17 protein-coding genes and 1 pseudogene are annotated in these 23510 nt (G+C 60.6%); 11 read left to right on the forward strand and 7 right to left on the reverse strand.

Translation table 11 applies throughout. The features are described 5' to 3' along the window. Positions 1-402: 402 nt before the first annotated feature. Positions 403-2811 (forward strand): glucose/quinate/shikimate family membrane-bound PQQ-dependent dehydrogenase, encoded by a 2409-nt coding sequence (locus BW43_RS20415; RefSeq protein ID WP_032885435.1) that lies wholly within the window; start codon positions 403-405, stop codon positions 2809-2811. A gap of 56 nt (positions 2812-2867) precedes the next feature. After that, positions 2868-4133, forward strand: a complete 1266-nt coding sequence (locus BW43_RS20410) for a carbohydrate porin (RefSeq protein WP_032885436.1) — start codon at positions 2868-2870, stop codon at positions 4131-4133. 138 nt (positions 4134-4271) lie between these two features. Here BW43_RS20410 and BW43_RS20405 read toward each other — a convergent pair whose 3' ends face one another. Further along, complete coding sequence (locus BW43_RS20405) at positions 4272-5468, reverse strand: XylR family transcriptional regulator (protein WP_032885437.1); 1197 nt, start codon at positions 5466-5468, stop codon at positions 4272-4274. A gap of 139 nt (positions 5469-5607) precedes the next feature. Between BW43_RS20405 and xylA the strand changes: the two genes are divergently transcribed. The 4 genes from xylA to BW43_RS20385 all read left to right on the forward strand — a co-directional run bounded on the left by xylA (position 5608) and on the right by BW43_RS20385 (position 10717). After that, the gene (gene xylA / locus BW43_RS20400; protein WP_032885439.1) at positions 5608-6924 is read left to right on the forward strand and encodes a xylose isomerase; all 1317 of its coding nucleotides are present in this window, start codon (positions 5608-5610) and stop codon (positions 6922-6924) included. 101 nt (positions 6925-7025) lie between these two features. Then, positions 7026-8027 carry a D-xylose ABC transporter substrate-binding protein gene (xylF, locus tag BW43_RS20395; protein WP_032885440.1) on the forward strand — a complete coding sequence of 334 codons (1002 nt, stop codon included), beginning with the start codon at positions 7026-7028 and terminating at the stop codon, positions 8025-8027. A gap of 5 nt (positions 8028-8032) precedes the next feature. Further along, the gene (gene xylG / locus BW43_RS20390; protein ID WP_177326417.1) at positions 8033-9580 is read left to right on the forward strand and encodes a D-xylose ABC transporter ATP-binding protein; all 1548 of its coding nucleotides are present in this window, start codon (positions 8033-8035) and stop codon (positions 9578-9580) included. Next, positions 9581-10717 (forward strand): sugar ABC transporter permease, encoded by a 1137-nt coding sequence (locus BW43_RS20385; protein WP_032885442.1) that lies wholly within the window; start codon positions 9581-9583, stop codon positions 10715-10717. It begins immediately after the preceding gene. A gap of 51 nt (positions 10718-10768) precedes the next feature. Here the strand turns inward: BW43_RS20385 and soxR are convergent, their stop codons facing one another. Further along, entirely contained in the window at positions 10769-11221 is a 453-nt protein-coding gene (gene soxR / locus BW43_RS20380) for a redox-sensitive transcriptional activator SoxR (RefSeq protein ID WP_032885443.1), read from the reverse strand. Between the two features lie 88 nt (positions 11222-11309). Here soxR and BW43_RS20375 point away from each other — a divergent pair, with 88 nt between their 5' ends. After that, positions 11310-12725, forward strand: a complete 1416-nt coding sequence (locus tag BW43_RS20375) for an MFS transporter (RefSeq protein ID WP_032885444.1) — start codon at positions 11310-11312, stop codon at positions 12723-12725. Between the two features lie 1061 nt (positions 12726-13786). On the opposite strand, the gene BW43_RS20370 is transcribed toward BW43_RS20375, so the two are convergent. The 3 genes from BW43_RS20370 to BW43_RS20360 form a co-directional block, all read right to left on the reverse strand. After that, complete coding sequence (locus tag BW43_RS20370) at positions 13787-15037, reverse strand: glycoside hydrolase family 68 protein (protein ID WP_032885445.1); 1251 nt, start codon at positions 15035-15037, stop codon at positions 13787-13789. Positions 15038-15288: 251 nt separating this feature from the next. Further along, positions 15289-16227: a pectate lyase gene (locus tag BW43_RS20365; RefSeq protein ID WP_032885448.1), complete on the reverse strand. Its 939-nt coding sequence runs from the start codon at positions 16225-16227 to the stop codon at positions 15289-15291. Positions 16228-16533: 306 nt separating this feature from the next. Beyond that, a complete protein-coding gene (locus BW43_RS20360) occupies positions 16534-18033 on the reverse strand; it encodes a CoA-acylating methylmalonate-semialdehyde dehydrogenase (RefSeq protein WP_032885450.1) in 1500 nt (499 codons plus the stop codon). 108 nt (positions 18034-18141) lie between these two features. On the opposite strand from BW43_RS20360, the gene BW43_RS20355 reads away from it, so the two are divergent. The 4 genes from BW43_RS20355 (at position 18142) to BW43_RS20340 (ending at position 21837) form a co-directional block, all read left to right on the forward strand. Beyond that, positions 18142-19080: a LysR family transcriptional regulator gene (locus tag BW43_RS20355; RefSeq protein ID WP_032885451.1), complete on the forward strand. Its 939-nt coding sequence runs from the start codon at positions 18142-18144 to the stop codon at positions 19078-19080. A gap of 68 nt (positions 19081-19148) precedes the next feature. Continuing rightward, positions 19149-20081, forward strand: coding sequence for an ornithine cyclodeaminase family protein (locus tag BW43_RS20350; protein ID WP_032885452.1), 933 nt, complete (start codon positions 19149-19151; stop codon positions 20079-20081). Next, positions 20078-21211, forward strand: a complete 1134-nt coding sequence (locus BW43_RS20345) for an FAD-binding oxidoreductase (RefSeq protein WP_032885453.1) — start codon at positions 20078-20080, stop codon at positions 21209-21211. The genes BW43_RS20350 and BW43_RS20345 overlap by 4 nt, the downstream gene beginning before the upstream one ends. Beyond that, a complete protein-coding gene (locus BW43_RS20340; RefSeq protein WP_032885454.1) occupies positions 21211-21837 on the forward strand; it encodes a transcriptional regulator in 627 nt (208 codons plus the stop codon). Before BW43_RS20345 ends, BW43_RS20340 begins: the two co-directional genes overlap by 1 nt. Positions 21838-22148: 311 nt before the next feature. On the opposite strand, the pseudogene BW43_RS28735 reads toward BW43_RS20340, so the two are convergent. Both BW43_RS28735 and BW43_RS20335 read right to left on the reverse strand, forming a co-directional pair. Then, a pseudogene (locus BW43_RS28735) lies at positions 22149-22250 on the reverse strand (ABC transporter substrate-binding protein); the annotation flags it as partial. A 331-nt stretch (positions 22251-22581) separates the two neighbouring features. Next, entirely contained in the window at positions 22582-23352 is a 771-nt protein-coding gene (locus BW43_RS20335) for an ABC transporter substrate-binding protein (protein WP_032885455.1), read from the reverse strand. Positions 23353-23510: the final 158 nt, after the last annotated feature.

Below are 23510 nucleotides of genomic sequence, written 5' to 3' on the forward strand. Positions count from 1 at the left end.
CCCTCAAGGAAGACGTCAACCCATGCATGGCCAGTGACTTGAGCCACGACGGTACCGGGATCGGGATGACGAGGGTCATCTGATCCGCTCCGATATGCTCGAAGAGTTCGAGCAAAGTTGCCTGTAAAGACGGTGGTCGAACGCTACGCCCCATCCACTCAACCGATGGGGCGTTTCGTTGAGGCTCAAAGTGCGCTCATCCTGATACGGCTATCGACACCCCTGAATACGCGCTCCCCGCACCGCTGCCCATCGAGAAAACCCTCCTATCCAACGCGGCATTTGACCGCACTGCATCATCGCAGCAACTGTAATAGTCTATTGCAGGACTCTAATGTACTAACCAGTTACTTATCTTGCTAAAATCGCGTCTTTGCCCTCTCACATTCGAGTCCTTTCGACATGAAACGAGCATCGCGCGCCACTGGCGTCTCTAGATTCTTACTCCTGGGCCTGGGCGTTATCATCGCCCTGCTCGGCATCGCGCTCGCCGTCGGCGGCGCCAAACTGGTTAGCCTGGGAGGTTCCTGGTACTTCCTGATCGGCGGCGTGGCCATGGCGATTGCCGGCCTGTTGATTGCCCGGCGTAACCCGGCGGGTGCGTGGTTGTTTGCCGCGTTCCTGGTGGGCACAGCCATTTGGGCCGTGGCGGATGTGGGCCTGGTGTTCTGGCCGCTGTTCTCGCGGCTATTCATGTTCGCCGCGATTGGCCTGGTGGTCGCGCTGGTGTACCCACTGCTGGTCGGCAAGCCTGCGCGTGGTGCCTATGGCGTTGCCGCCGTACTGGCGGTGGGCGTAGTGGTTGCGGCGGGCAATATGTTTGTCGCCCACCCAAGCGTCGCCCCGACCGGTGCCGGCCCAGGCGTCACGCCAGTGGTCCCGGCCGATGCGCAGAAAGATTGGGCGCACTACGGCAACACTGAAGGCGGCAGCCGCTTCGCCGCGCTGGACCAGATCAACCGCGACACCGTCAACAAGCTCAAAGTAGCCTGGACCTACCACACCGGCGACGTGGCGATCAGCGACGGCAACGGTGCCGAAGACCAACTGACCCCGCTGCAGATCGGCAACAAAGTGTTCATCTGCACCCCGCACAACAATCTGATCGCCCTCGACGCCGACACCGGCAAAGAACTGTGGAAGAACGAAGTCAACGCCAAATCGGCGGTCTGGCAGCGTTGCCGCGGCATGGCCTATTTCGACGCCACCGCGCCGATTGCCCAGCCGACCCAGCCCAACAGCTCGCCGATCATTGCCGCCAGCGTTCCAGCCGGTGCGCAGTGCCAGCGCCGTCTGCTGACCAACACCATTGATGCCCGCCTGATTGCGGTAGACGCCGACACCGGCAAATTCTGTGAAGACTTCGGCACCCACGGCCAGGTGGATTTGAAAGCCGGCCTGGGCAATGTCCCGGACAGCTACTACCAGCTCTCCTCGGCCCCGTTGATCGCTGGCACCACCGTGGTGGTCGGCGGCCGCGTGGCGGATAACGTGCAGACCGACATGCCAGGCGGCGTGATCCGTGGTTTTGACGTGATCAGCGGGCAAATGCGTTGGGCCTTCGACCCCGGCAACCCGGAAGACAAACAAGCCCCAACCGGCGACAGCACCTACGTGCGCAGCACGCCGAACAGCTGGGCGCCGATGTCCTACGACCCGCTGATGAACACGATTTTCCTGCCGATGGGCAGCTCATCCACCGACATCTACGGCGTGGAACGCACCCAGCTCAACCATAAATACGGCGCTTCGGTATTGGCGCTGGATGCCTCCACCGGTGCTGAAAAGTGGGTGTACCAGACCGTCCACAACGACCTGTGGGACTTCGACCTGCCGATGCAGCCAAGCCTGATCGACTTCACCCCGCCGGGCAGCGACAAAGCCGTGCCTGCGGTAGTGATCGGCACCAAGGCCGGCCAGATCTACGTGCTCGACCGCGCCACTGGCAAACCGCTGACTGACGTAAAAGAAGTACCGGTCAAGGCCGCCAACATCCCCAATGAACCGTACTCGCCAACCCAGCCTAAATCGGTGGGCATGCCGCAGATCGGCGCGCAAACCCTGACTGAATCGGACATGTGGGGCGCCACCCCGTACGACCAGTTGCTGTGCCGCATCGACTTCAAAGGCATGCGCTACGACGGCCTGTACACCGCGCCGGGCACCGATAAATCCCTGAGCTTCCCGGGTTCCCTGGGCGGCATGAACTGGGGCAGCATTTCCACCGACCCGGTGCACGGTTTTATCTTCGTCAACGACATGCGCCTGGGCCTGTGGATCCAGATGGTGCCGTCGCAGAACAAAGCCCAGTCTTCGTCCGGTGGCGAAGCGCTGAACACCGGCATGGGCGCGGTCCCGCTCAAGGGCACGCCGTATGCCGTGAACAAAAACCGCTTCCTGTCGGTGGCCGGCATTCCGTGCCAGGCGCCGCCGTTCGGCACCCTGACCGCCATCGATATGAAGACCCAGAAAGTCGCGTGGCAGGTGCCGGTTGGCACCGTTGAAGACACCGGCCCGCTGGGCATCCGTATGCACCTGCCGATCAAGATCGGTCTGCCGACCCTCGGCGGCACGCTGTCGACCCAGGGCGGCCTGATCTTTATCGCCGGCACCCAGGATTTCTACCTGCGCGCCTTCAACAGCGGCAACGGTGACGAAGTGTGGAAAGCCCGCCTGCCGGTCGGCAGCCAAGGCGGCCCGATGACTTACGTATCGCCGAAAACCGGCAAGCAGTACGTAGTCGTCACCGCCGGCGGTGCACGCCAATCCACTGACCGTGGCGACTACGTGATCGCCTACGCCCTGCCATAACCCCCCCCCAAGCGCGGTGCCCCCCCGGCACCGCGCTTTCTGTCTGGAAGACCCGCATGACACCCACTTCTCATCTCTCTTTTGGGCGCCTGTTGCTCGGCCTGGCCCTGGGCGCCGCCCTGCCCGTCCAAGCCGATGACACCACCCTGACCGGCGACTGGGGCGGCCTGCGCCGTGAACTGGAAGACACCGGTGTGCGCTTCACCGGCGACTACAGCGGCGAAACCGCCTACAACGCCCACGGCGGTCAGCACCGCTCAGCGCGCTACTCGCAAAACCTCAAGCTCGGTGTGCAGTTCGACCTGGGCAAGCTCTACGGTTTCACCAACGGCGACCGCATCCAGGTCACCGTCAATGACCGTCGCGGCAACAGCGCGTCCGAGGACCTGGTGGGCAACCGTCTGCCGATCCAGGAAAACTACGGCGGTCTCTACACCCGCCTCACTGAGCTGAGCTACGAGCGCACGCTCTTCACCCCAGCACTCAACGTCAAGCTCGGCTACATGGCCATGGGCAATGACCTCGGCGGCCTGGACAGCGGCATCCTGTGCAACTTCATGAACGCCGGTTTCTGCGGGCATCCGCTGAACATGTCCGGCGGCAGCGGCTGGACCAACTACCCGAACGCGCGTCTGGGCGCACGGGTGAAATACGACCTCTCGCCGGCCTGGCAAGTGCGGGTGGCGGCGTTCAATGTCGACCCGGAAAGCAACGGCGACTCCAGCCGCGCCTGGAAGTTGAGCCCCAAGCACACCACCGGGACCGTGGTGCCGATTGAGCTGGTGTACAAGCACGCAGGTTCCCTGCCCGGGGAATACAAGGTGGGTTACTACTACGACAGCTCCGATGTGAAACGCATCGGCAGCACTGAAAAAGTCAGCGGTCGCGGCGGTCACTACCTGCTGATCGACCAGGCGGTGTGGGCCTCCGAATCGTCGGCCGGCCGTGTGCTGCACGCCTTCGGCCAATACTCCGCCGCCAGCGAAGCGGCCTCGCCGTTCAGCAAGTGGTATGGCGCAGGCGTAGTGCTCTACAAACCGTTCGAAGGCCGCCCGCGGGACACCCTGTCCCTGGGTTATGGCCGCGCCGTGCCAAACCCGCGCAGCCGCGACGTGCAGGAACTGGCAGCGTTCAACGCCGGGTCCAGCTACCCCAACCTCGACAACGCCGAACAACTGATCGAACTCAGTTACGGCTACCAGGCCACGCCATGGCTGAACCTGCGCCCGGATGTGCAATACATCATCGAGCCAGGCGCGTTTTCGGGTGACAACATCGACAATGCGCTGGTGCTGGGGTTGCAGGTCAAGGCAGTGTTCTAAGCGCCTGAACGCGGTCAAAAAATGTGGGAGGGGGCTTGCTCCCGATGGCGGTGTGTCAGTCAATGAATAGCTTGACTGACAAACCGCCATCGGGAGCAAGCCCCCTCCCACAGTGGGTTCAGCAGTGTATGTAAGGCCTTACTCAGGCACAGATAACGCAAACTCCGCGCCCCGCTGGTACTCCCGGGGCGTACAGCCAAACTCGCGACGAAACACGGTGTGCAGGTACTGCGCCGAGGTGAAGCCGCAGGACGACGCGATGTCGGCAATCGCCAGATCACGGTTTTCCAGGCCTCTGGCGGCAGCCGCGAGTTTGAAGCGCAGGATTTCGTCATGCACGCTGCAATTGCGCACCTTACGAAAGTGCGCTTCCAGGGATGAACGCGACACACCGACATACGCCGCCACTTGAGCAGTCTTGATGCCTTGGCAAGCGTATTGGCGGATAAACAGCAGCGCCTGCATCACGTACGGATTGCCCAAGGGTTGATGAAGGCTGGAGGCCTGGACGTTGATTGCGTCCGGCGGCACGAGGATTTGCGTACCGGTGCAAGGCTTGCCGTGCAACATCTGGTGCAACAGCGCAGCGGCAGTGCGGCCCATGGTTTCGGTGCCCTGGATCACCGAACTCAGCGGCACTCGCGTAAGGGTTCGGGTCAGCGGATCGTTGTCGATGCCGATCAGCGCCACTTGTTCCGGCACGGCGATGCCGGCTGTGAGGCAGGCTTGCAGCAATTGCCGGGCACGGGCATCGGTCACGGCAATAATGCCAATGGGCTTTGGCAAGCTGTGCAGCCAGGCGATCTGCTGCTCCACTGCGCTGTCCCACAACGGCGCGCTGGTGCCGAGGCCGCGATACACCTCCACCTGCAAGCCGTCGCGCAGCATCAGGCGGCGAAAGGCTTTTTCGCGCTCCTGGGCCCAGCGGTTGGCCTGCGCTTCGGGCAGGCTGAAGCAGGCAAAGCGCGTCAGCCCTGCCTCGATCAAATGCGCGTAGGCCAACTTCATCAATGCGTAATTATCGGTGGCCACATAGGGGATGCCCTTGGGGTACGCGCGGCCGTCTTCATAGGAGCCGCCCACCGCTACCACCGGCAACTGACTGTCGGCCAATGCCTCGCCAATCAGCGGGTCGTCGAAGTCGGCAATGATACCGTCGCCCTGAAAACGCTCGATGCCTTTGAGGCGGCATAGAAAGTCCTCTTCCAGGAACAAATCCCAGGACACACGCGTACTGCTCAGGTAATTACCGATGCCGGCGATGATGCCGCGGTCGTAGATTTTGCTGCCGTTGAACAGCAGCGCGATTCGGTGCACGGGCGGTAGGGTTTTCATTGTTTTTGTCCTGGGGCCTGTCGCGACAGACTAGCCCTCGCTGCACAAAATCGCACTACGCCTTGGTGATTTTCATAATCGCCAGCCCCATCGCCGTTGCTAGTATCCAGACACCGCCAAGAACAATAAGGAAAACGCCATGCCGTACTTCCCCGGTGTCGAGAAGGTTCGCTTCGAAGGTCCCAGCAGCGATTCCCCCCTCGCCTTTCGCCATTACGACGCCAACAAGTTGATCCTCGGCAAACCCATGCGCGAGCACCTGCGCATGGCTGCGTGTTACTGGCACACCTTCGTGTGGCCCGGTGCCGATATGTTTGGCATGGGCACCTTCAAGCGCCCGTGGCAGCGCAGTGGCGACCCGATGGAGGTGGCCATCGGCAAGGCGGAGGCGGCCTTTGAGTTTTTCTCCAAACTGGGCATCGACTACTACAGCTTTCACGACACCGACGTGGCGCCCGAAGGCAGCTCGCTCAAGGAGTACCGCGAGCACTTCGCACAGATGGTCGACCATCTGGAGCGTCACCAGGAACAAACCGGGATCAAACTGCTGTGGGGCACCGCGAACTGCTTCAGCAACCCGCGCTTTGCCGCCGGCGCTGCCAGTAACCCGGACCCTGAAGTGTTTGCCTACGCCGCCGCCCAGGTGTTCAGCGCGATGAACGCCACCCTGCGGCTCAAAGGCTCAAACTATGTGCTGTGGGGCGGCCGTGAAGGCTATGAAACCCTGCTCAACACCGACCTCAAGCGCGAGCGCGAACAGCTCGGGCGCTTTATGCGCATGGTGGTGGAACACAAGCACAAGATCGGCTTCAAGGGCGACCTGCTGATCGAGCCCAAGCCCCAGGAGCCGACCAAGCACCAGTACGACTACGACAGCGCCACGGTGTTCGGTTTCCTGCATGAGTACGGTCTGGAACACGAGATCAAGGTGAATATCGAGGCCAACCACGCCACTCTGGCCGGGCACAGCTTCCATCACGAGATCGCCACGGCCGTATCCCTCGGTATCTTCGGCAGCATCGACGCCAACCGTGGCGACCCGCAGAACGGCTGGGACACCGACCAATTCCCTAACAGCGTCGAGGAGATGACCCTCGCCACCTATGAAATCCTCAAGGCTGGCGGGTTCAAGAACGGCGGCTATAACTTTGATTCCAAGGTACGGCGTCAGAGCCTGGATGAGGTGGATCTGTTCCACGGGCATGTGGAGGCCATGGACGTATTGGCGCTGGCCCTGGAGCGTGCGGCGGCCATGGTGCAAAACGACCGATTGCAGCAGTTCAAGGACCAGCGTTATGCCGGTTGGCAACAGCCGCTGGGCCAAGCCGTGCTGGCGGGTGAGTTCAGCCTGGAATCGCTGGCAGAACACGCGTTTGCCCATGAACTGAACCCGCAGGCGGTGAGCGGGCGACAGGAGATGCTGGAGGGGGTAGTCAACCGGTTTATTTATCGGTGACATTTGCGCGACAAATCTGTGCACGGAGCTTCGAAGGACGCTCTACAGTTCTACCCGCATCACGCTGTGTCTTTCCAACAACAATAAAAGGACGCACCAACATGAAGTCATTCAAACGTACCCTGCTCGCCACCGCCATGGCCCTGCTCGCACTGCCGGTGATGGCCGATTCCGCCCACCCGAAAATCGGTTTCTCCATCGACGACCTGCGCCTGGAACGCTGGTCCCGCGACCGCGATTACTTCGTCGCCGCTGCGGAAAAACTCGACGCGAAGGTCTTTGTGCAGTCCGCCGATGCCAACGAGCAGAAGCAGATTTCCCAGATCGAAAACCTGATTTCCCGGGGCGTCGATGTGATCGTTATCGTGCCGTTCAACGCCACGGTGCTGACCAACGCGGTGGCCGAAGCCAAGAAAGCCGGGATCAAGGTGGTGTCCTATGACCGCCTGATTCTCAATGCGGACATCGACGCCTACATCTCCTTTGATAACGAAAAGGTCGGCGAAATGCAGGCCAGCGGTGTGCTGCAAGCGGCGCCCAAGGGCAACTACTTCCTGCTCGGCGGCGCGCCTACCGACAACAACGCCAAGGTGCTGCGCGAAGGCCAGATGAAGGTGCTGCAACCGGCTATCGACAAGGGCGATATCAAGGTAGTCGGCCAGCAGTGGGTCAAGGAGTGGAACCCCACCGAAGCCCTGAGCATCGTCGAAAACGCCCTGACCCGGAACAACAACAAAATCGACGCCATCGTCGCCTCCAACGACGCCACCGCCGGCGGTGCGATCCAGGCCCTGGCCGCGCAGAAACTGGCGGGCAAGGTGCCGATCTCCGGGCAGGACGCCGACCTCGCCGCGATCAAACGCGTGATCGACGGCACCCAGACCATGACCGTGTACAAACCGCTCAAGCTGATTGCCACCGAAGCCGCCAAGCTCTCGGTGCAACTGGCACGTAACGAGAAGCCCACCTACAGCTCGCAGTACGATAACGGCAGCAAGAAAGTCGACACCATCCTGCTCACCCCGACTCCGCTGACCAAGGCCAATATCGATCTGTTGGAGAAGGACGGGTTCTATACCAAAGAGCAGATCGGCGGGCAGTGACCGCCATGGCTGACTATCTGCTGCAAATGAACGGCATCGTCAAAAGCTTTGGCGGTGTCAACGCGCTGAACGGCATCGACATCACTGTGCGGCCGGGGGAATGTGTCGGCCTGTGCGGTGAGAACGGCGCGGGTAAATCCACACTGATGAAGGTGCTGTCGGCGGTCTACCCGTACGGCACCTGGGAGGGTGAAATCCTCTGGGATGGGCAACCGCTCAAGGCTCAGTCCATCAGCGAAACCGAGGCCGCCGGTATCGTGATCATTCACCAGGAACTGACCCTGGTACCCGACCTCTCGGTGGCCGAAAACATCTTTATGGGCCACGAACTGACATTGCCCGGCGGGCGCATGAACTACCCGGCGATGATCCACCGCGCCGAAGCGTTGATGCGTGAACTCAAGGTGCCGGACATGAACGTCGCCTTGCCGGTGTCGCAGTACGGCGGCGGCTACCAGCAACTGGTAGAAATCGCCAAGGCGCTCAATAAAAAAGCGCGCCTGCTGATCCTCGACGAGCCCTCTTCGGCCCTGACCCGCTCGGAAATCGAGGTACTGCTCGACATCATCCGTGACCTCAAAGCCAAGGGTGTGGCCTGCGTGTACATCTCCCACAAGCTCGATGAAGTGGCGGCGGTGTGCGACACCATTGCGGTGATCCGCGACGGCAAACACATCGCGACCACGGCCATGGCCGACATGGACATCCCCCGGATCATCACGCAGATGGTCGGCCGTGAGATGAGCAACCTCTACCCCACCGAGCCCCATGCCATCGGCGAGGTGATTTTCGAGGCGCGCAACGTCACCTGCTATGACGTGGACAACCCCAGGCGCAAGCGTGTCGATGATATTTCCTTCGTGCTCAAGCGCGGCGAGATCCTCGGCATTGCCGGGCTGGTGGGCGCCGGACGCACGGAGTTAGTGTCAGCGCTCTTCGGCGCCTACCCCGGCCGCTACAGCGCCGAGGTGTGGCTCGACGGCCAGGTAATCGACACGCGCACGCCGCTCAAATCGATTCGCGCCGGGCTGTGCATGGTGCCCGAGGATCGCAAGCGCCAAGGCATCATTCCCGACCTGGGCGTGGGTCAGAACATCACCCTGGCGGTCCTCGATACCTATGCGCATATGACCCGCATCGACGCCGAAGCTGAACTGGGCAGCATCGACCAGCAGATCGCACGCATGCACCTCAAGACGGCCAGCCCGTTTTTGCCGATCACCAGCCTGTCCGGCGGCAATCAGCAAAAAGCCGTGCTGGCGAAAATGCTGATGGCCAAGCCCAAAGTGCTGATCCTCGACGAACCCACGCGCGGGGTGGACGTGGGCGCCAAGTATGAGATCTACAAACTGATGGGTGCCCTGGCGGCCGAAGGCGTGTCGATCATCATGGTCTCCTCGGAACTGGCCGAAGTGCTCGGCGTGTCCAACCGCGTGCTGGTGATCGGCGACGGCCAGTTGCGCGGCGATTTCATCAATGAAGGGCTCACCCAGGAACAGGTGCTCGCCGCCGCGCTCAGCCAAAACAACAATAATGATCGGAAGACCGCGTAGATGAATCAGGTCAAACAGCTGTTTACCCGCTACAAAATGCTTGCGCTGGTGATCGCCGTGGCGGTGATCTGGCTGTTTTTCAGTTGGCAGACCGAGGGCGGTTTCCTCACACCGCGCAACCTGTCGAACCTGCTGCGGCAGATGGCAATCACCGGGATTCTGGCGTGCGGCATGGTGCTGGTGATTATTAGCGGCGAGATTGATTTGTCGGTGGGTTCGTTGCTGGGGTTGTTGGGCGGGTTGGCGGCGATCCTGGACGTGGTTTATCACATTCCGCTGCTGGCCAATCTCAGCCTGGTGGCGCTGTGTGGGCTGATGATCGGTTTGGCCAACGGTTACATGACGGCCTACCTGCGCATCCCCTCTTTTATCGTTGGCCTGGGCGGCATGCTGGCGTTTCGCGGGATTCTGCTGGGAATCACCGGCGGCACAACCATTGCGCCGGTATCACCGTCGTTGGTGTACGTAGGCCAGGGGTATTTGCCGCATTCGGTGGGGATTGGCCTTGGGCTCTTGCTGTTTGCGCTGACCCTGTTGTTGACCTGGAAACAACGGCGCAACCGTGCGCTGCATGGCTTGGCGCCGCACGCCCTGGTGCGCGACGTGCTGCGCGTGGCGGTGATCGGCGCGGTACTCGCCGGGTTCGTCACCACCCTCAACAGCTACGACGGCATCCCCGTACCAGTGCTGCTGTTGCTGGTGCTGCTCGGCGTGTTCAGCTACGTCACCAGCCAGACCGTGTTCGGCCGCCGCGTGTATGCGGTGGGCAGCAATATGGAAGCCACGCGCCTGTCGGGCATCAACGTGCAGGCGGTGAAACTGTGGATCTTCGGGATCATGGGCGTGATGTGCGCCCTCGCCGGCCTGGTCAACACCGCGCGGCTCGCGGCGGGCTCACCGTCGGCGGGCAATATGGGCGAGTTGGATGCCATCGCTGCGTGCTTTATTGGTGGTACGTCGATGCGCGGCGGCTCGGGCACGGTGTATGGCGCGTTGCTCGGGGCGTTGGTGATTACCAGCCTGGATAACGGCATGTCGATGCTGGACGTGGACAGTTACTGGCAGATGATTGTGAAAGGCAGCATCCTGGTGTTGGCGGTGTGGGTGGATGTGAGTACGCGCACGGGTCGGCGCTGACGCCACCCTCACAAACACCACAAATCCCGTGTGGGAGGGGCGGTGGTCGTCTCACTTTCCGAGCAACACGGCCCCATCCCCCAACTGCCCCAGGCGATCCCCCGGATTGCGCAGCGGGCAATCATCCAGGGACAGGCAACCACAGCCGATACAGCCATCGAGTTGGTCGCGCAGTTGAGTGAGGCTGTTGATGCGCTCACTCAACAGGTCGCGCCAGCGGGTGGAGAGTTGGGTCCAGTCCTTGGCCGTCAACGGCCGTCCTGAAGGCAGTTCGTCCAACGCGTCCTTGATGGTCGCCAACGGAATGCCCGCGCGCTGCGCGACCTTGATCACCGCGATCCGGCGCAGTACGTCACGCTGATAGCGACGCTGATTGCCCGCGCTGCGTTGTGCGTGGATCAACCCCTTGGTTTCGTAGAAATGCACCGTGGCCACGGTCACGCCGCTGCGGCGGGCCAATTCGCCCACGCCGAGGGGGATGCGCACATCGATTTTCGCTTCCATCCAGCTCTTGACCTCATCTAAACATGAGGTTTTATAAAGGGTGTCGGCTTGCCTTGGCAAGCCTTCAGTCCTTTGAATCGGAGCCTACATGAACACACCTCAACCCTCCCCTTCCAACTGGGCCGCGCTGTTGTCCGGTGCCAACGGCGTACGTTCGCTCGCACTGGCAGGCGGCGTGGTGCTGCATGCGATCAACGTGTACATCGCCACCACGATTCTGCCGTCAGTGGTCCAGGACATCGGCGGCATCGACTACTACGCCTGGAACACCACGTTATTTGTCGCCGCCTCGATCCTCGGTTCGGCGTTGTCGGCGCGCCTGCTCGGCAGCCTCGGGCCGCGTGCGGCGTACCTGGTCGCCAGCCTAGTGTTTGCCGGCGGGGCCTTGGCCTGTGCGTTTGCGCCGTCCATGCCGGTGATGCTCGTTGGGCGGTTGGTGCAGGGGCTGGGCGGTGGGTTCTTGTTCGCGCTGTCCTACGCGATGATTCGGTTGGTGTTCGATGAAAGCCTGTGGCCGCGCGCGATGGCGTTGGTGTCGGGGATGTGGGGCGTGGCGACGCTGGTCGGGCCAGCGGTGGGCGGGGTGTTTGCCGAGCTGGGCATATGGCGCGCGGCGTTCTGGTCGTTGATTCCGGTGGCCGGGTTATTCGCGGTGCTGGCGGCGGCGGTCCTGCCCAAGCGCAGCACCGATAGCGTTGAGCCGACACCGCTGCCACTCGCCCAACTGGTGCTGCTGACGGCTGCGGTACTGGCGGTGTCGGCCGGCAGCGTCTCGTCCACCCTGCCCCTGAACCTGCTGGGGCTGGCCGTGGCAGCGGTGTTCACCGCGCTGCTGATCGTCACGGAAAGCCGCGCCCACCATCGACTGTTGCCCGCCGGAGCGTTTCGGATCACCACTGCACTCGGCGCGCTGTACGCGACGATGTCATTGCTGGCGGTGGCCGTGACCAGTGGCGAAATCTTCGTGCCGCTGTTTCTTCAAGTCCTGCACCACCAGTCGCCGTTGGTGGCCGGTTATCTGGCGGCACTGATGGCGGCCGGCTGGACGCTGGGGTCAATCGCCAGCGCGGGTGTGACGGGCGGCAACATTCGACGAGCGATCCTGGCCGGGCCGATCCTGGGCGTGGTGGGCATGGTGGCGCTGGCCATCTTGATGCCCGTCGAAAGCAACGGCAGCGGGCAGACGCTCACACCGATCTGCCTGGCGCTTATCCTGATTGGGTTGGGCGTGGGGCTGGCGTGGCCGCACTTGCTGACCCGGGTGTTCCAGGTGGCGCCAGCCGGTGAGCAGGACCTTGCCAGCGCGTCGATTACCACCGTGCAACTGTTCGCTACCGCGTTTGGCGCGGCACTGGCGGGCATGGTCGCGAACGTCGCCGGCCTCACTGAACCCGGCGGTGTCGAAGGCACCGCGAGCGCTGCGGTGTGGCTGTTTGGGGTGTTTGCGCTGGCGCCGGTGGTGGGTGTTCTGATTGCCAGGCGGGTGGTTCGCATGATCGGTTAGTGGCCATTTCTGGAGATTGCCAAGACCACCGTGGATTATGAACGGCTCAAAAATCACTGCTTGAACGGGGTCAAAGGTGGGAGGGGGCTTGCCCCGATAGCGGTGGACCAGTCGACACCTTCTTGACTGAGGCACCGCCATCGGGGGCAAGCCCCCTCCCACATTGGATCTCCATTTGTCAGGACCGGCCGAGTATGTGGCTCATGGTGGTCTTGAGCTTCAGCGCCGCCAATCTTCCAGACACAACACCGGTCAAAGGTGGGAGGGGGCTTGCTCCCGATAGCTGTGGACCAGTCGACACCTTCTTGACTGAGGCACCGCCATCGGGGGCAAGCCCCCTCCCACATTGGATCTCCATTTGTCAGGACCGGCCGAGTATGTGGCTCATGGTGGTCTTGAGCTTCAGCGCCGCCAATCTTCCAGACACAACACCGGTCAAAGGTGGGAGGGGGCTTGCTCCCGATAGCTGTGGACCAGTCGACACCTTCTTGACTGAGGCACCGCCATCGGGGGCAAGCCCCCTCCCACATTGGATCTCCATTTGTCAGGACCGGCCGAGTATGTGGCTCATGGTGGTCTTGAGCTTCAGCGCCGCCAATCTTCCAGACACAACACCGGTCAAAGGTGGGAGGGGGCTTGCTCCCGATAGCTGTGGACCAGTCGACACCTTCTTGACTGAGGCACCGCCATCGGGGGCAAGCCTCCTCCCACATTGGATCTCCATTTGTCAGGACCGGCCGAGTATGTGGCTCATGGTGGTCTTGAGCTTCAGCGCCGCCAATCTTCCAGACACAACACCAGTCAAAGATGGGAGGGTTGCCCCCTCCCACACTGGATCTCTGCTTGTCAGGGCCGACTGAGTATGTGGCTCATGACAGCCTTGAGCTTGAGCGCCACCAACCTTCCAGGCACAACACCGGTCAACGGTGGGAGGGGGCTTGCCCCCGATAGCGGTGGACCAGTCGCACCTTCTTGACTGAGACACCGCCATCGGGGGCAAGCCCCCTTCCACATTTGGATCGGTTTACACCTGATGAATCAGGCTGGCTTTTGCACTGCGGTCACTGGCTCAACACCACATCCCGCATCGCCGGAATGTAGCCGTAGTCATAAGCCTCCTGCACAAACGAACGAGCGCCCTTCAACACGATCCTGACCGTCGGCGCCTCGGTGCCGCCGATGCGGTAGTCATCGCCGGTGGTGGGCACGCTGTCGATAAACGACGTCACCAGGCCGTTGGGCATCACGCAGTGAGAGTACGTCTGGAACGGCTGCGAAGGCGGGTTGCCCAGTACCAGCCCCGACGCATTCATCAGCGTATAGGGGCCGAACAGGTGATCGCTGACGAACCCATAGACGCCATCCGGCCCCGTCACGCCATCCGCATAGGTGAACTTGTGGCTGATGGTGAACAGGTAGTACTTGTTGTCCTGGAACACATAGTGCGGCCGTTCGGTCTGGTCGTTCACGCCAACGGCCGTGACCAATGGCGGCAGGATTTCCCACTCGTCACCGTTGAGGTCCTTGGCCACGGCAATGCCGATGCATCCCACCTGATAACGCGCACCACCCACATCTTCATGCCCTGGCGGCACCAGACCTATTTCATTCGGGCCCACTTCGTGAGTCCCGCGCTCGCCGGCCACATTGCCTTCGAACACCATGTACAACTTGCCATCGACGGGATCGATAAAGGGGCTGGGATCGCGAAAGTTCCAGGTCGCATTCTGCGCTTCGGTTTGGTAGTAGGTGCCGTCGGCATCGAACAACGACTTGACCTGATCAAAGCCCTGGAGCGTGACACCGGTGTCCGACGTGACAACCTGGCCCCTGACTTTGGCAATCGTGGCACCCGGCGTGACGCAGGTGTAGTACAGGTCGATGTCACCGTTGTTATTCAACAGAATCGGGGTGCCCGCCCATTCACGGGTGGTCGGCGAAACCCCTTCGGCCATGACACGGCCGCCGAAGATCCAGTCTTTGCCGGTGCGCGAATACCAGTAGCAGATCCGCGCATGACCATGGCGGTCTTCCCAATCGCGCTTGATGTCGTAACGGCCATCGGCATTGATGAATTGTGGATCATGGGGGCGACGGTCGGCGGTCAAGGTGAAGATCACCGACCAGCCATTCACCGATACCACCGTGCCATCCAGTTCACGCAATGGCATGGTGTCCCAAATAAAGACCGTGTCACTCATGACAGGAAAGTCAGGACTCACTAACGGCTGTGTCGTCGTCGGGTCATTCTCATTAACTTTCAGCGCATCGGCCCGTGTCCAGCGAGTGGGTGTGTGATTCGCATGTTTCATGATGATGTCCTTTTGCTAACGCTTAAGTGACAAGCGAAGATTAAATAGCACCTGGCAGCCAGTAACTTAATACTGACTGAAAGAGCAAGAGATAGTTGGCCCTGCAAGTGCGCACCAAGGTTTAACATGGGCACTTGCTTATAGCAACATTAAGAATTATTCATATTACAAAGGCCATCACTGTATTTATATCCTTGATATACATACAGTGGCACTTGCAATAAATGACAGCTCAGTAGAAAGCTAGCTACTCAACTACCGAATACTAGCGTCCCAGCCTGGGCGCCGGCATTCTTCTGTGTGAAGTCCTTGGCTTGCGCCGCCGTCTTCAAGGTATAGGCGTAGTTTGAACTTGCCGTCCATTGTGCTTTGGGTGACTTCTGGTTGGTGATCGGCGGCACACTGTTTGTATCAGTGAACGTCCCGGTACCTTTGTCATCCAACATGCCTTTATTTTGACTGCCTTCGCCAAAATAGTTGCTTTCAGAGAGGATATTGGCGTTCTGCGCGAGGGTAAAACCGAGATGGAAGTTATTGACGTAGTTGTTATACACATGGAAATAACCGTAACGCATCAAGCCGGGCGCGCGTACTTCCATGTTGTCGAAGCGGTTGTGGCACAACGTCAGGCGCGGATAACCGTTGAACTCTGCCTTATTATCATCCGCCGGATGCCCGAAAATCAGCCCGTACTTGTGGCTGCCAAAGAAGCAGTTGCTGATGGTGGCATAATCGGCTTTTTCACCGATATACAGCAGCTTGTCTTCACTGCCGTCAGTGGTGGACCAGGTGTGCCCGACAAAAGAACAATGATCGATCCAGTACTTGCTGCCGTAGTTCAAGTACACCTGAATATCGTCATTGGCCTTAATGCTCGCCGAATGTTTGAAGATAATATTCTGCAGAATAATATTCTGGGACTGCGCGGTTGCACGCAGGTGAATATTCTCCAAAGTACGGTTCTGGAATGAACCGATCAGGGTCTTGTTGGCCCCCATGTTGACCTTGGTCAGGCTCGACGCCGAGATATTGCTGTTGATCACCAACACCCGTGGGGTGGTGTCGCCAATGTTGGCCTTGAGTTGATCCAGCGTGGTGATACTGACCACTTGGCCAGACCAGCCGCCGGTGACTTTTGCCGCAAGGGCGAAACCGGTCAGGCCGGTGAGTTTGCTTTCTGGATACGACATGAGTTCCCTCTCTTTCTATAAAAACGGCTCGATGTAACGAGCCTGTGGGGTAAGTTAATCCATTAACTTTCACACAGTGTTTGGCATGGCTGAGCTTGCCAAGGGTTGGTTGGCCAGCGCTTAAACACTGTGTTTATGTACAGTATTCGTCATTCGCCTGGCCGTCAACCCTCAAGTGAAAAACAACCAAAAGTGGGAGGGGGCTTGCCCCCGATGGCGGTGTATCAGGCACATATACAGTGACTGTCATTCCGCCATCGGGGGCAAGCCCCCTCCCACATTTGCCCTGCGGTGTTCTTCCAAGCGTTATTTGGACACCGGCATCGCAAACTCCGCGCCTTGCTCGATGCTCTCCGACCAGCGCTGCATAATCGATTTCTGCTTGGTATAGAACCGAACACCCTCAGTGCCGTACGCATGCATGTCGCCAAACAAACTCTTCTTCCACCCCCCAAAACCGTGCCACGCCATCGGCACCGGGATCGGTACGTTGATGCCCACCATGCCCACCTGAATACGCCGCGCAAATTCGCGGGCGATGTTGCCGTCGCGGGTGAAACAACTGACGCCGTTGCCGAACTCGTGGTCGTTGACCAGCTTGATCGCCTCGCCAAAGTCGTTCACCCGCACACACGCCAGGACCGGGCCGAAGATTTCTTCGCGGTAGATGCTCATCTCTCGGGTCACATGGTCGAACAGGGTCGCGCCGAGCCAGAAGCCGTTTTCCAGGCCCGCTTCGGTGGGCACGTAATCACGCCCGTCCAGCAGCAGTTGCGCGCCGGCCTGCACGCCTTGTTCGATGTAGCCGCTGATGCGTTCCAGTGCAGCGCGGGACACAATCGGGCCCATCTCGGCCTTGAGGTCGCGGCCGTCGGTGATGCGCAGTTGCTTGGCGCGCTCGGTCAAGGCAGCGATGACTTTGTCACCGACGTCACCAACCAGCACGGCGACGGAGATCGCCATGCAGCGCTCGCCGGCACTGCCATAAGCCGCGCCCATCAGGGCGTCGACGGTTTTTTCGATGTCCGCATCAGGCATCACCACCATGTGGTTTTTAGCACCGCCCAGCCCCTGCACACGCTTGCCGTTACGCGCGCCGGTTTCGTAGATGTATTGGGCAATCGGGGTGGAGCCGACGAAGCTCACGGCCTTGACGTCCGGGTGTTCGATCAATGCATCCACCGATTCCTTGTCGCCCTGCACCACGTTGAACACGCCTTTGGGCAGGCCGGCTTCACGCAGCAGCTCGGCCATGAACAACGAGGCGCTCGGATCGGTCGGGCTTGGCTTGAGGATGAAGGTGTTGCCCGCCGCGATGGCGATCGGGTACATCCACATCGGCACCATCACTGGGAAGTTGAACGGCGTGACGCCGGCCACTACGCCCAACGGTTGGCGCAGGGTCCAGTTGTCCATGCCTCGGGAAACTTGGTCAGAGTGTTCGCCTTTGAGCAGGTTGGGTATGCCGCACGCGAATTCCAGAATATCGATGCCACGGTCCACTTCGCCCTGGGCGTCGGTGAAGACCTTGCCGTGCTCGGCGACGATGATGCGCGCCAGGTCGTCCTTGCGCTCACGCAACAGGTGCAGGTACTGGAACAGCACGCGGGCGCGGCGGATGGGCGGGGTATCGGCCCAGCTGTCGAAAGCGGCTTGGGCAGCAGCAACGGCTTCGGATACGGTCTGGCGGCTGGCCAGCGCGACGCGCCCGGTTTTTTCGCCGGTGGCGGGGTTGTAGACGTCCTGATAGCGATCATCGCGGGACACGCGCTGGTCGTTGATGTAGTGCTCGATTGTGGTTGTCATGGCAGTCGATCCAGGTGGGTAGCGTTGGAACACACGATAGGCTTTCGCTTTGTTCCAAACCAGAGCAGAATCCTGAACTTATTGTCCACATACGCGAACAATCCACCCATGGAAAAATCTGAGATCGAAGGCCTATGGACCCATATACACTGGCTTTCCATATTGGAAGAGCAAGGCACTTACACGGCTGCCGCTGCGCGCCTGGGCGTCAGCAAGTCTGCGGTCAGCCAGCGTATTGCCGACCTGGAAAAGGCCACCGGCACTCAGTTGGTCACGCGCACCACGCGCAGTGTGCGGCTGACCGATGCGGGGCTGTCGCTGACCCGTGAAGTGCGCAGCGCCTATGCGCAGATCGCCCGCAGCTTCTCGTCAGTGCGTGATTCTGTGGGGGAGATTCGCGGGCTGGTGCGCCTTACCGCGCCGGTGGCATTTGCCCGACAGCAACTGGTGCCGCATCTGTCGGAATTCCTGCAGCGTTACCCGCAAGTGCGCATCCAGCTGGATGTGTCCGATGCGCTGAGTTCCCTGGCAGCCGAAGGTTACGACCTGGCCGTGCGCCACGGTTTCCAGGTGCCGGAAACCCACGTCGCCTGGAAGCTCTGCGACACCGGGTCGGTGCTGGTAGCCACCCAGGATTACCTGCAACGCCACGGAGAGCCCCGCGAACCCGGCGAGCTGTCGGCACACAACTGCCTGTTCTACCCACGGGGCACCGACCAGCCCGCTTGGACCTTCGAACGCGGCAGTAAAAACGTTGAACGCCTGACCGTGCCCATCGCCGGCAGCTTCGCCACCAATAACAGTGAGGCGCTGCGCGACTCCGCTCTCAACCACCTGGGCATCGCCCTGCTCCCAGACTTCAGCGCCCATGCCGCGCTGACCAGCGGCAAGCTGGTGCAGGTGCTCAAGGACTGGACGCTCAAGGGCGCATTTGCCAATGAGATCTACTTGATTCGACCGTATTCGCCCCATGTGCCGAAGTCGGTGAGTGTGTTGGTGGGTTATCTGAAGGAGAAGCTGTCGGGGGGCTTTCGTTATCTCGGATAAGGTTTGCCTCTTGCTCGACGGAACTAAAAGTCCATAATGGACAAATAAGTTCAACAAAAGAGGCATTCATGTCCAGCACCCCGCATGTGATCAACCAAACCCAGGCCCGCGAACTGCTGGGCCAAGTCGATGTGCTGCAGATCCTACGCGCACTGTTCCGCGACCTGGCGGCCGGGCATGCGGTGCAGCCGCCCCAGCAATGGGTGGAATTCCCCCAGGGCGCCGGTGACTTCATCAACTACCTGGGCGTGCTGGCGCAGGACGGCGTGTATGGCATGAAAACCTCGCCGTATATCGTGCGTGAGCAAGGGCCATTGGTAACCGCCTGGACGCTCTTGATGTCCACGCACACCGGCCAGCCGCTGCTGTTGTGTGATGCCGCAGAACTGACCACCGCACGCACCGCCGCGACCACTGCGTTGGCGGTGGATGCGCTGGCGCCACAGGCGGCTCGGCGACTGGTGATCATCGGCAGCGGCAAGGTGGCCCAGGCTCACCTGCACTACGTGAAAAACCTGCGGGATTGGCAAAGCATCAACTTCTTCTCGCCCAGCCTGGCCGCTACTGACTCCACGCTTCAACGCCTGGACCCACGCGTGAGCATCGCCCCAACCTGCGAAGCCGCCCTGGAAGACGCCGACGTGATCCTACTGTGCACGTCATCAGCCGGCCCGGTGATTGCCCCTTCGCGCCTGAGCAAACCAGCGCTGATCACCTCCATCAGCACCAACGCACCGCGCGCTCACGAAATCCCCCCCCAATCACTGAACGAAATGGACGTGTTCTGCGACTACCGCCAAACCACGCCAGGCTCGGCGGGCGAGATGCTGATCGCCGCCGAACAACATGGCTGGAACCCAAGCGCAGTCATGGGCGACCTGCCCGAACTGCTCAGCGACCAGGTGCAGCGCCCGTCCTACGACCGTCACGTATTCTTCCGCTCCATCGGCCTGGGCCTGGAAGACATCGCACTGGCCAATGCCCTCTGGAGACTCCTATGAACCACGCAGATTTCATCATCATCGGCGGCGGCATTGCCGGTGCGTCCACGGGTTTCTGGTTGTCGCAACACGGCAAAGTGAGAGTGCTGGAACGTGAATCTCACCCGGCCTATCACTCCACCGGGCGTTCGGCTGCGCTCTACACCGCCGCCTACGGCACTCCGCAGGTGCGGGCGTTGACCCTGGCCAGCCGGGAGTTTTTCGACCACCCGCCGGCAGGGTTCTGCGAGCATCCCTTGCTCACACCGCGCGGCGAGATGACGGTGGACTTCACCGGCGATGCGGCCGAGTTGAACGCGCAATACCTCAGCGCCAAGGCCACCGTGCCCCAGGTCGAGCAGCTGAGTGTCGACGAAGCATGTGCGAAGTTGCCGATCCTGCGTCGGGAAAAGGTCCACGGTGCGATCTATGATCCCACTGCCAGCGACATCGACACCGACGCCCTGCACCAAGGCTATTTACGCGGTATTCGTCGCAAGGGCGGCGACGTGCATACCGACAGCCATGTGCTGGGCTTGAGCCGTGACAGCGGTGGTCTTTGGCACGTCACCACCCAACACGAAACCTTCACCGCGCCGATCATTATCAACGCCGCTGGCGCCTGGGCCGACCACATCGGTGGGCTGGCCGGTGCCGCATCCATTGGCCTGCAACCCAAGCGCCGCTCGGCGTTTATCTTCGCCGGCCCCGAAGGCGTGGACAGCCATGCGTGGCCAATGCTGGTGGCGCTCGACGAAGCGTTCTACATGAAGCCAGACGCCGGCATGTTCCTCGGTTCACCGGCCAACGCAGACCCGGTCGAGCCTCAGGACATCCAGCCCGAAGAATTGGACATCGCCATGGGCATCTACCAGATCGAAGAAGCCACCACCCTGACCATCCGCCGCCCCACGCGAACCTGGGCCGGACTGCGCAGCTTTGTGCACGACGGTGACTTGCTTTCGGGCTTCGACCCGCGAGTGCCAGGGCTGTTCTGGGTAGCGGCGCAAGGCGGTTACGGCATCCAAACCTCACCGGCCATGGGCCAGGCCAGTGCGGCACTGGTGCGCGGCGCACCGCTGCCGGAGGCACTGACCCGGTTCGGCCTCGACGCTGGTATGCTCTCCCCCGCCCGCCTGGAGCCCCATTGATGAACACCGTCGAACCCGACAACGTCTTGCAGAATTTTCGCGCGATCGCCGATGCCATCGCCACGCTGTTCTTCCCCCACGCCGAAGCGGTGCTGCATGACCTGCGCACGCAAAAAGTCGATTACATCGCCAATAACCTGTCGAAACGCGCGATTGGCGACGACTCGGCGCTGGAGGACATGCTCAGCGATGACGTCAGCGAAGTGAATATCGGCCCCTACGAAAAACTCAACTGGGACGGTCAGAAAATTCGCAGCCTGAGCACCGTACTGCGCGACGCCAACGGTCGGCCCCTGGCGGTGCTGTGCATCAACCTGAATATTTCACTGTTCGAAAATGCCAAGGCGGCATTGGACCTGTTCCTGTCGCCAAGCAAGCTGATCCCACAGCCGGACGCGCTGTTTCGCGATGACTGGCAGGAACGCATCAACACCTTCCTGCATGCCTGGATGCGTGAGCGCCAGTTAAGCCTGAACCTGCTGACCCGCGACCACAAACGCGAACTGGTGCTGGCACTGCATGCCGAAGGCGCGTTCAAGGGCAAGAGCGCCTCGAACTATGTGGCCAACGTTCTGGGTATGGGGCGGGCAACGGTTTACAAGCACCTGAAGGAATTAAAGGGCTGAACCTTCAACCCTGGATGAATTTTTTGGTGAGCAGGCTTTTTGTCTTGAGCAGGCCTTATGTGGTGAGCAGGATTTTGTAGTGAGCGGGCTTGCCCCGCGCTGGGTGGCGAAGCCGCCCCAAATTCAGACGCCTCAGTTCCAACTGAAGGTATGCACTGTCAATAATGGGGCGGCTGCGCCACCCAGCGCGGGGCAAGCCCGCTCACCACAACAGCAGAACTGCTTACCACAACAGCAAGCCCGCTCATTACAACAGCAGGACTGCTCATCAAAAAAGCAAGGCTACTCACCACAACAGCAGCCCCGCTGCATCAATCACCGTAAATGTCAGCCTTGAAGTACTGCTGCGAAATCTTCTGGTACTCACCACTGGCACGAATGCCGTCTATGGCCGTGTTCAATTCGCTGACCAGCGTGGTGAGCAGGCTCTTTGTCTTGAGCAGGTCTTATGTGGTGAACAGGATTTTGTGGTGAGCGGGCTTGCCCCGCGCTGGGTGGCGGAGCCGCCCCAAATTCAGACGCCTCAGTTCCAACTGAAGGTATGCACTGTCAGTAATGGGGCGGCTTCGCCACCCAGCGCGGGGCAAGCCCGCTCACCACAAAAGCAGAACTGCTCACCACAAAAGCAAGCCCTCTCATTACAACAGCAGGACTGCTCACCACAAAAGCAAGCCCGCTCATTACAACTGCAGGACTGCTCATCAAAAAAGCAAGGCTACTCACCACAACAGCAGCCCCGCTGCATCAATCACCGTAAATGTCAGCCTTGAAGTACTGCTGCGAAATCTTCTGGTACTCACCACTGGCACGAATGGCGTCGATGGCCGTGTTCAATTCGCTGACCAGCGCCTCGTTGCCCTTGCGCACAGCAATCCCCGCGCCTTCGCCGACGTATTTCGGGTCCTTGAGCTCCGGCCCGACAAAAGCGTAGCCCTTGCCCCGTGGCATTTGCAGGAAGTCATTCAAGGGGATGGTGTCGGCAAAAATCGCATCCAGCCGCCCTGCCGCCAGGTCCATGTAGATCTCTTCGTTATTGCTGTAGCGCTTGACGTTAATGCCCTTGGGCTCAAATACCTCGGTGGCGTAACGGTCGGTGGTGGTTGCACGCTGCACACCGACGGTCTTGCCCTTCAGGCTGGCGTACTGGTCATCCACCACCGCGCCGTCTTTCATCACAAGACGCGATGAGGTGAAGTAGTACTTGTGGGTGAAATCTACTGACTTCTTGCGGTCTTCGTTGATGGTCATGGACGACAGGGCCATGTCGATTTTCTTCACCTTGAGGGAAGGAATCAGACCATCGAACTCACCTTCAACCCACACGCACTTGACCTTCATCTGCGCGCACAGCGCGTTGCCGATGTCGTAGTCGAAGCCGACGATGGTGCCTTCCTGGGTCTTGGAGGCAAACGGCGGGTAGGCCGCCTCGATGCCGATGCGCAGTGTTTTCTCGGCGGCCCACACGTGGCTGGAAGCGATCAAGGCCAGGGCGGTGATAAGCAAGCGTTTCTTCATGGGGGATCTCGCAAGTTGTTGTTGGTTTGGCAAGAGAGAAGAAAAAATCCAGCAAGAGCTTTTGTACTTATAATTCCATACTGGACTTTTATGTATTGATCGTCAATCCAGCCCCTGCACCCATGACTTTTTTGCACAACACACCGGTGTTTTTGAGC

The organism is Pseudomonas sp. RIT357 (assembly GCF_000632245.1).
Classification (GTDB): Bacteria; Pseudomonadota; Gammaproteobacteria; order Pseudomonadales; family Pseudomonadaceae; genus Aquipseudomonas; species Aquipseudomonas sivasensis.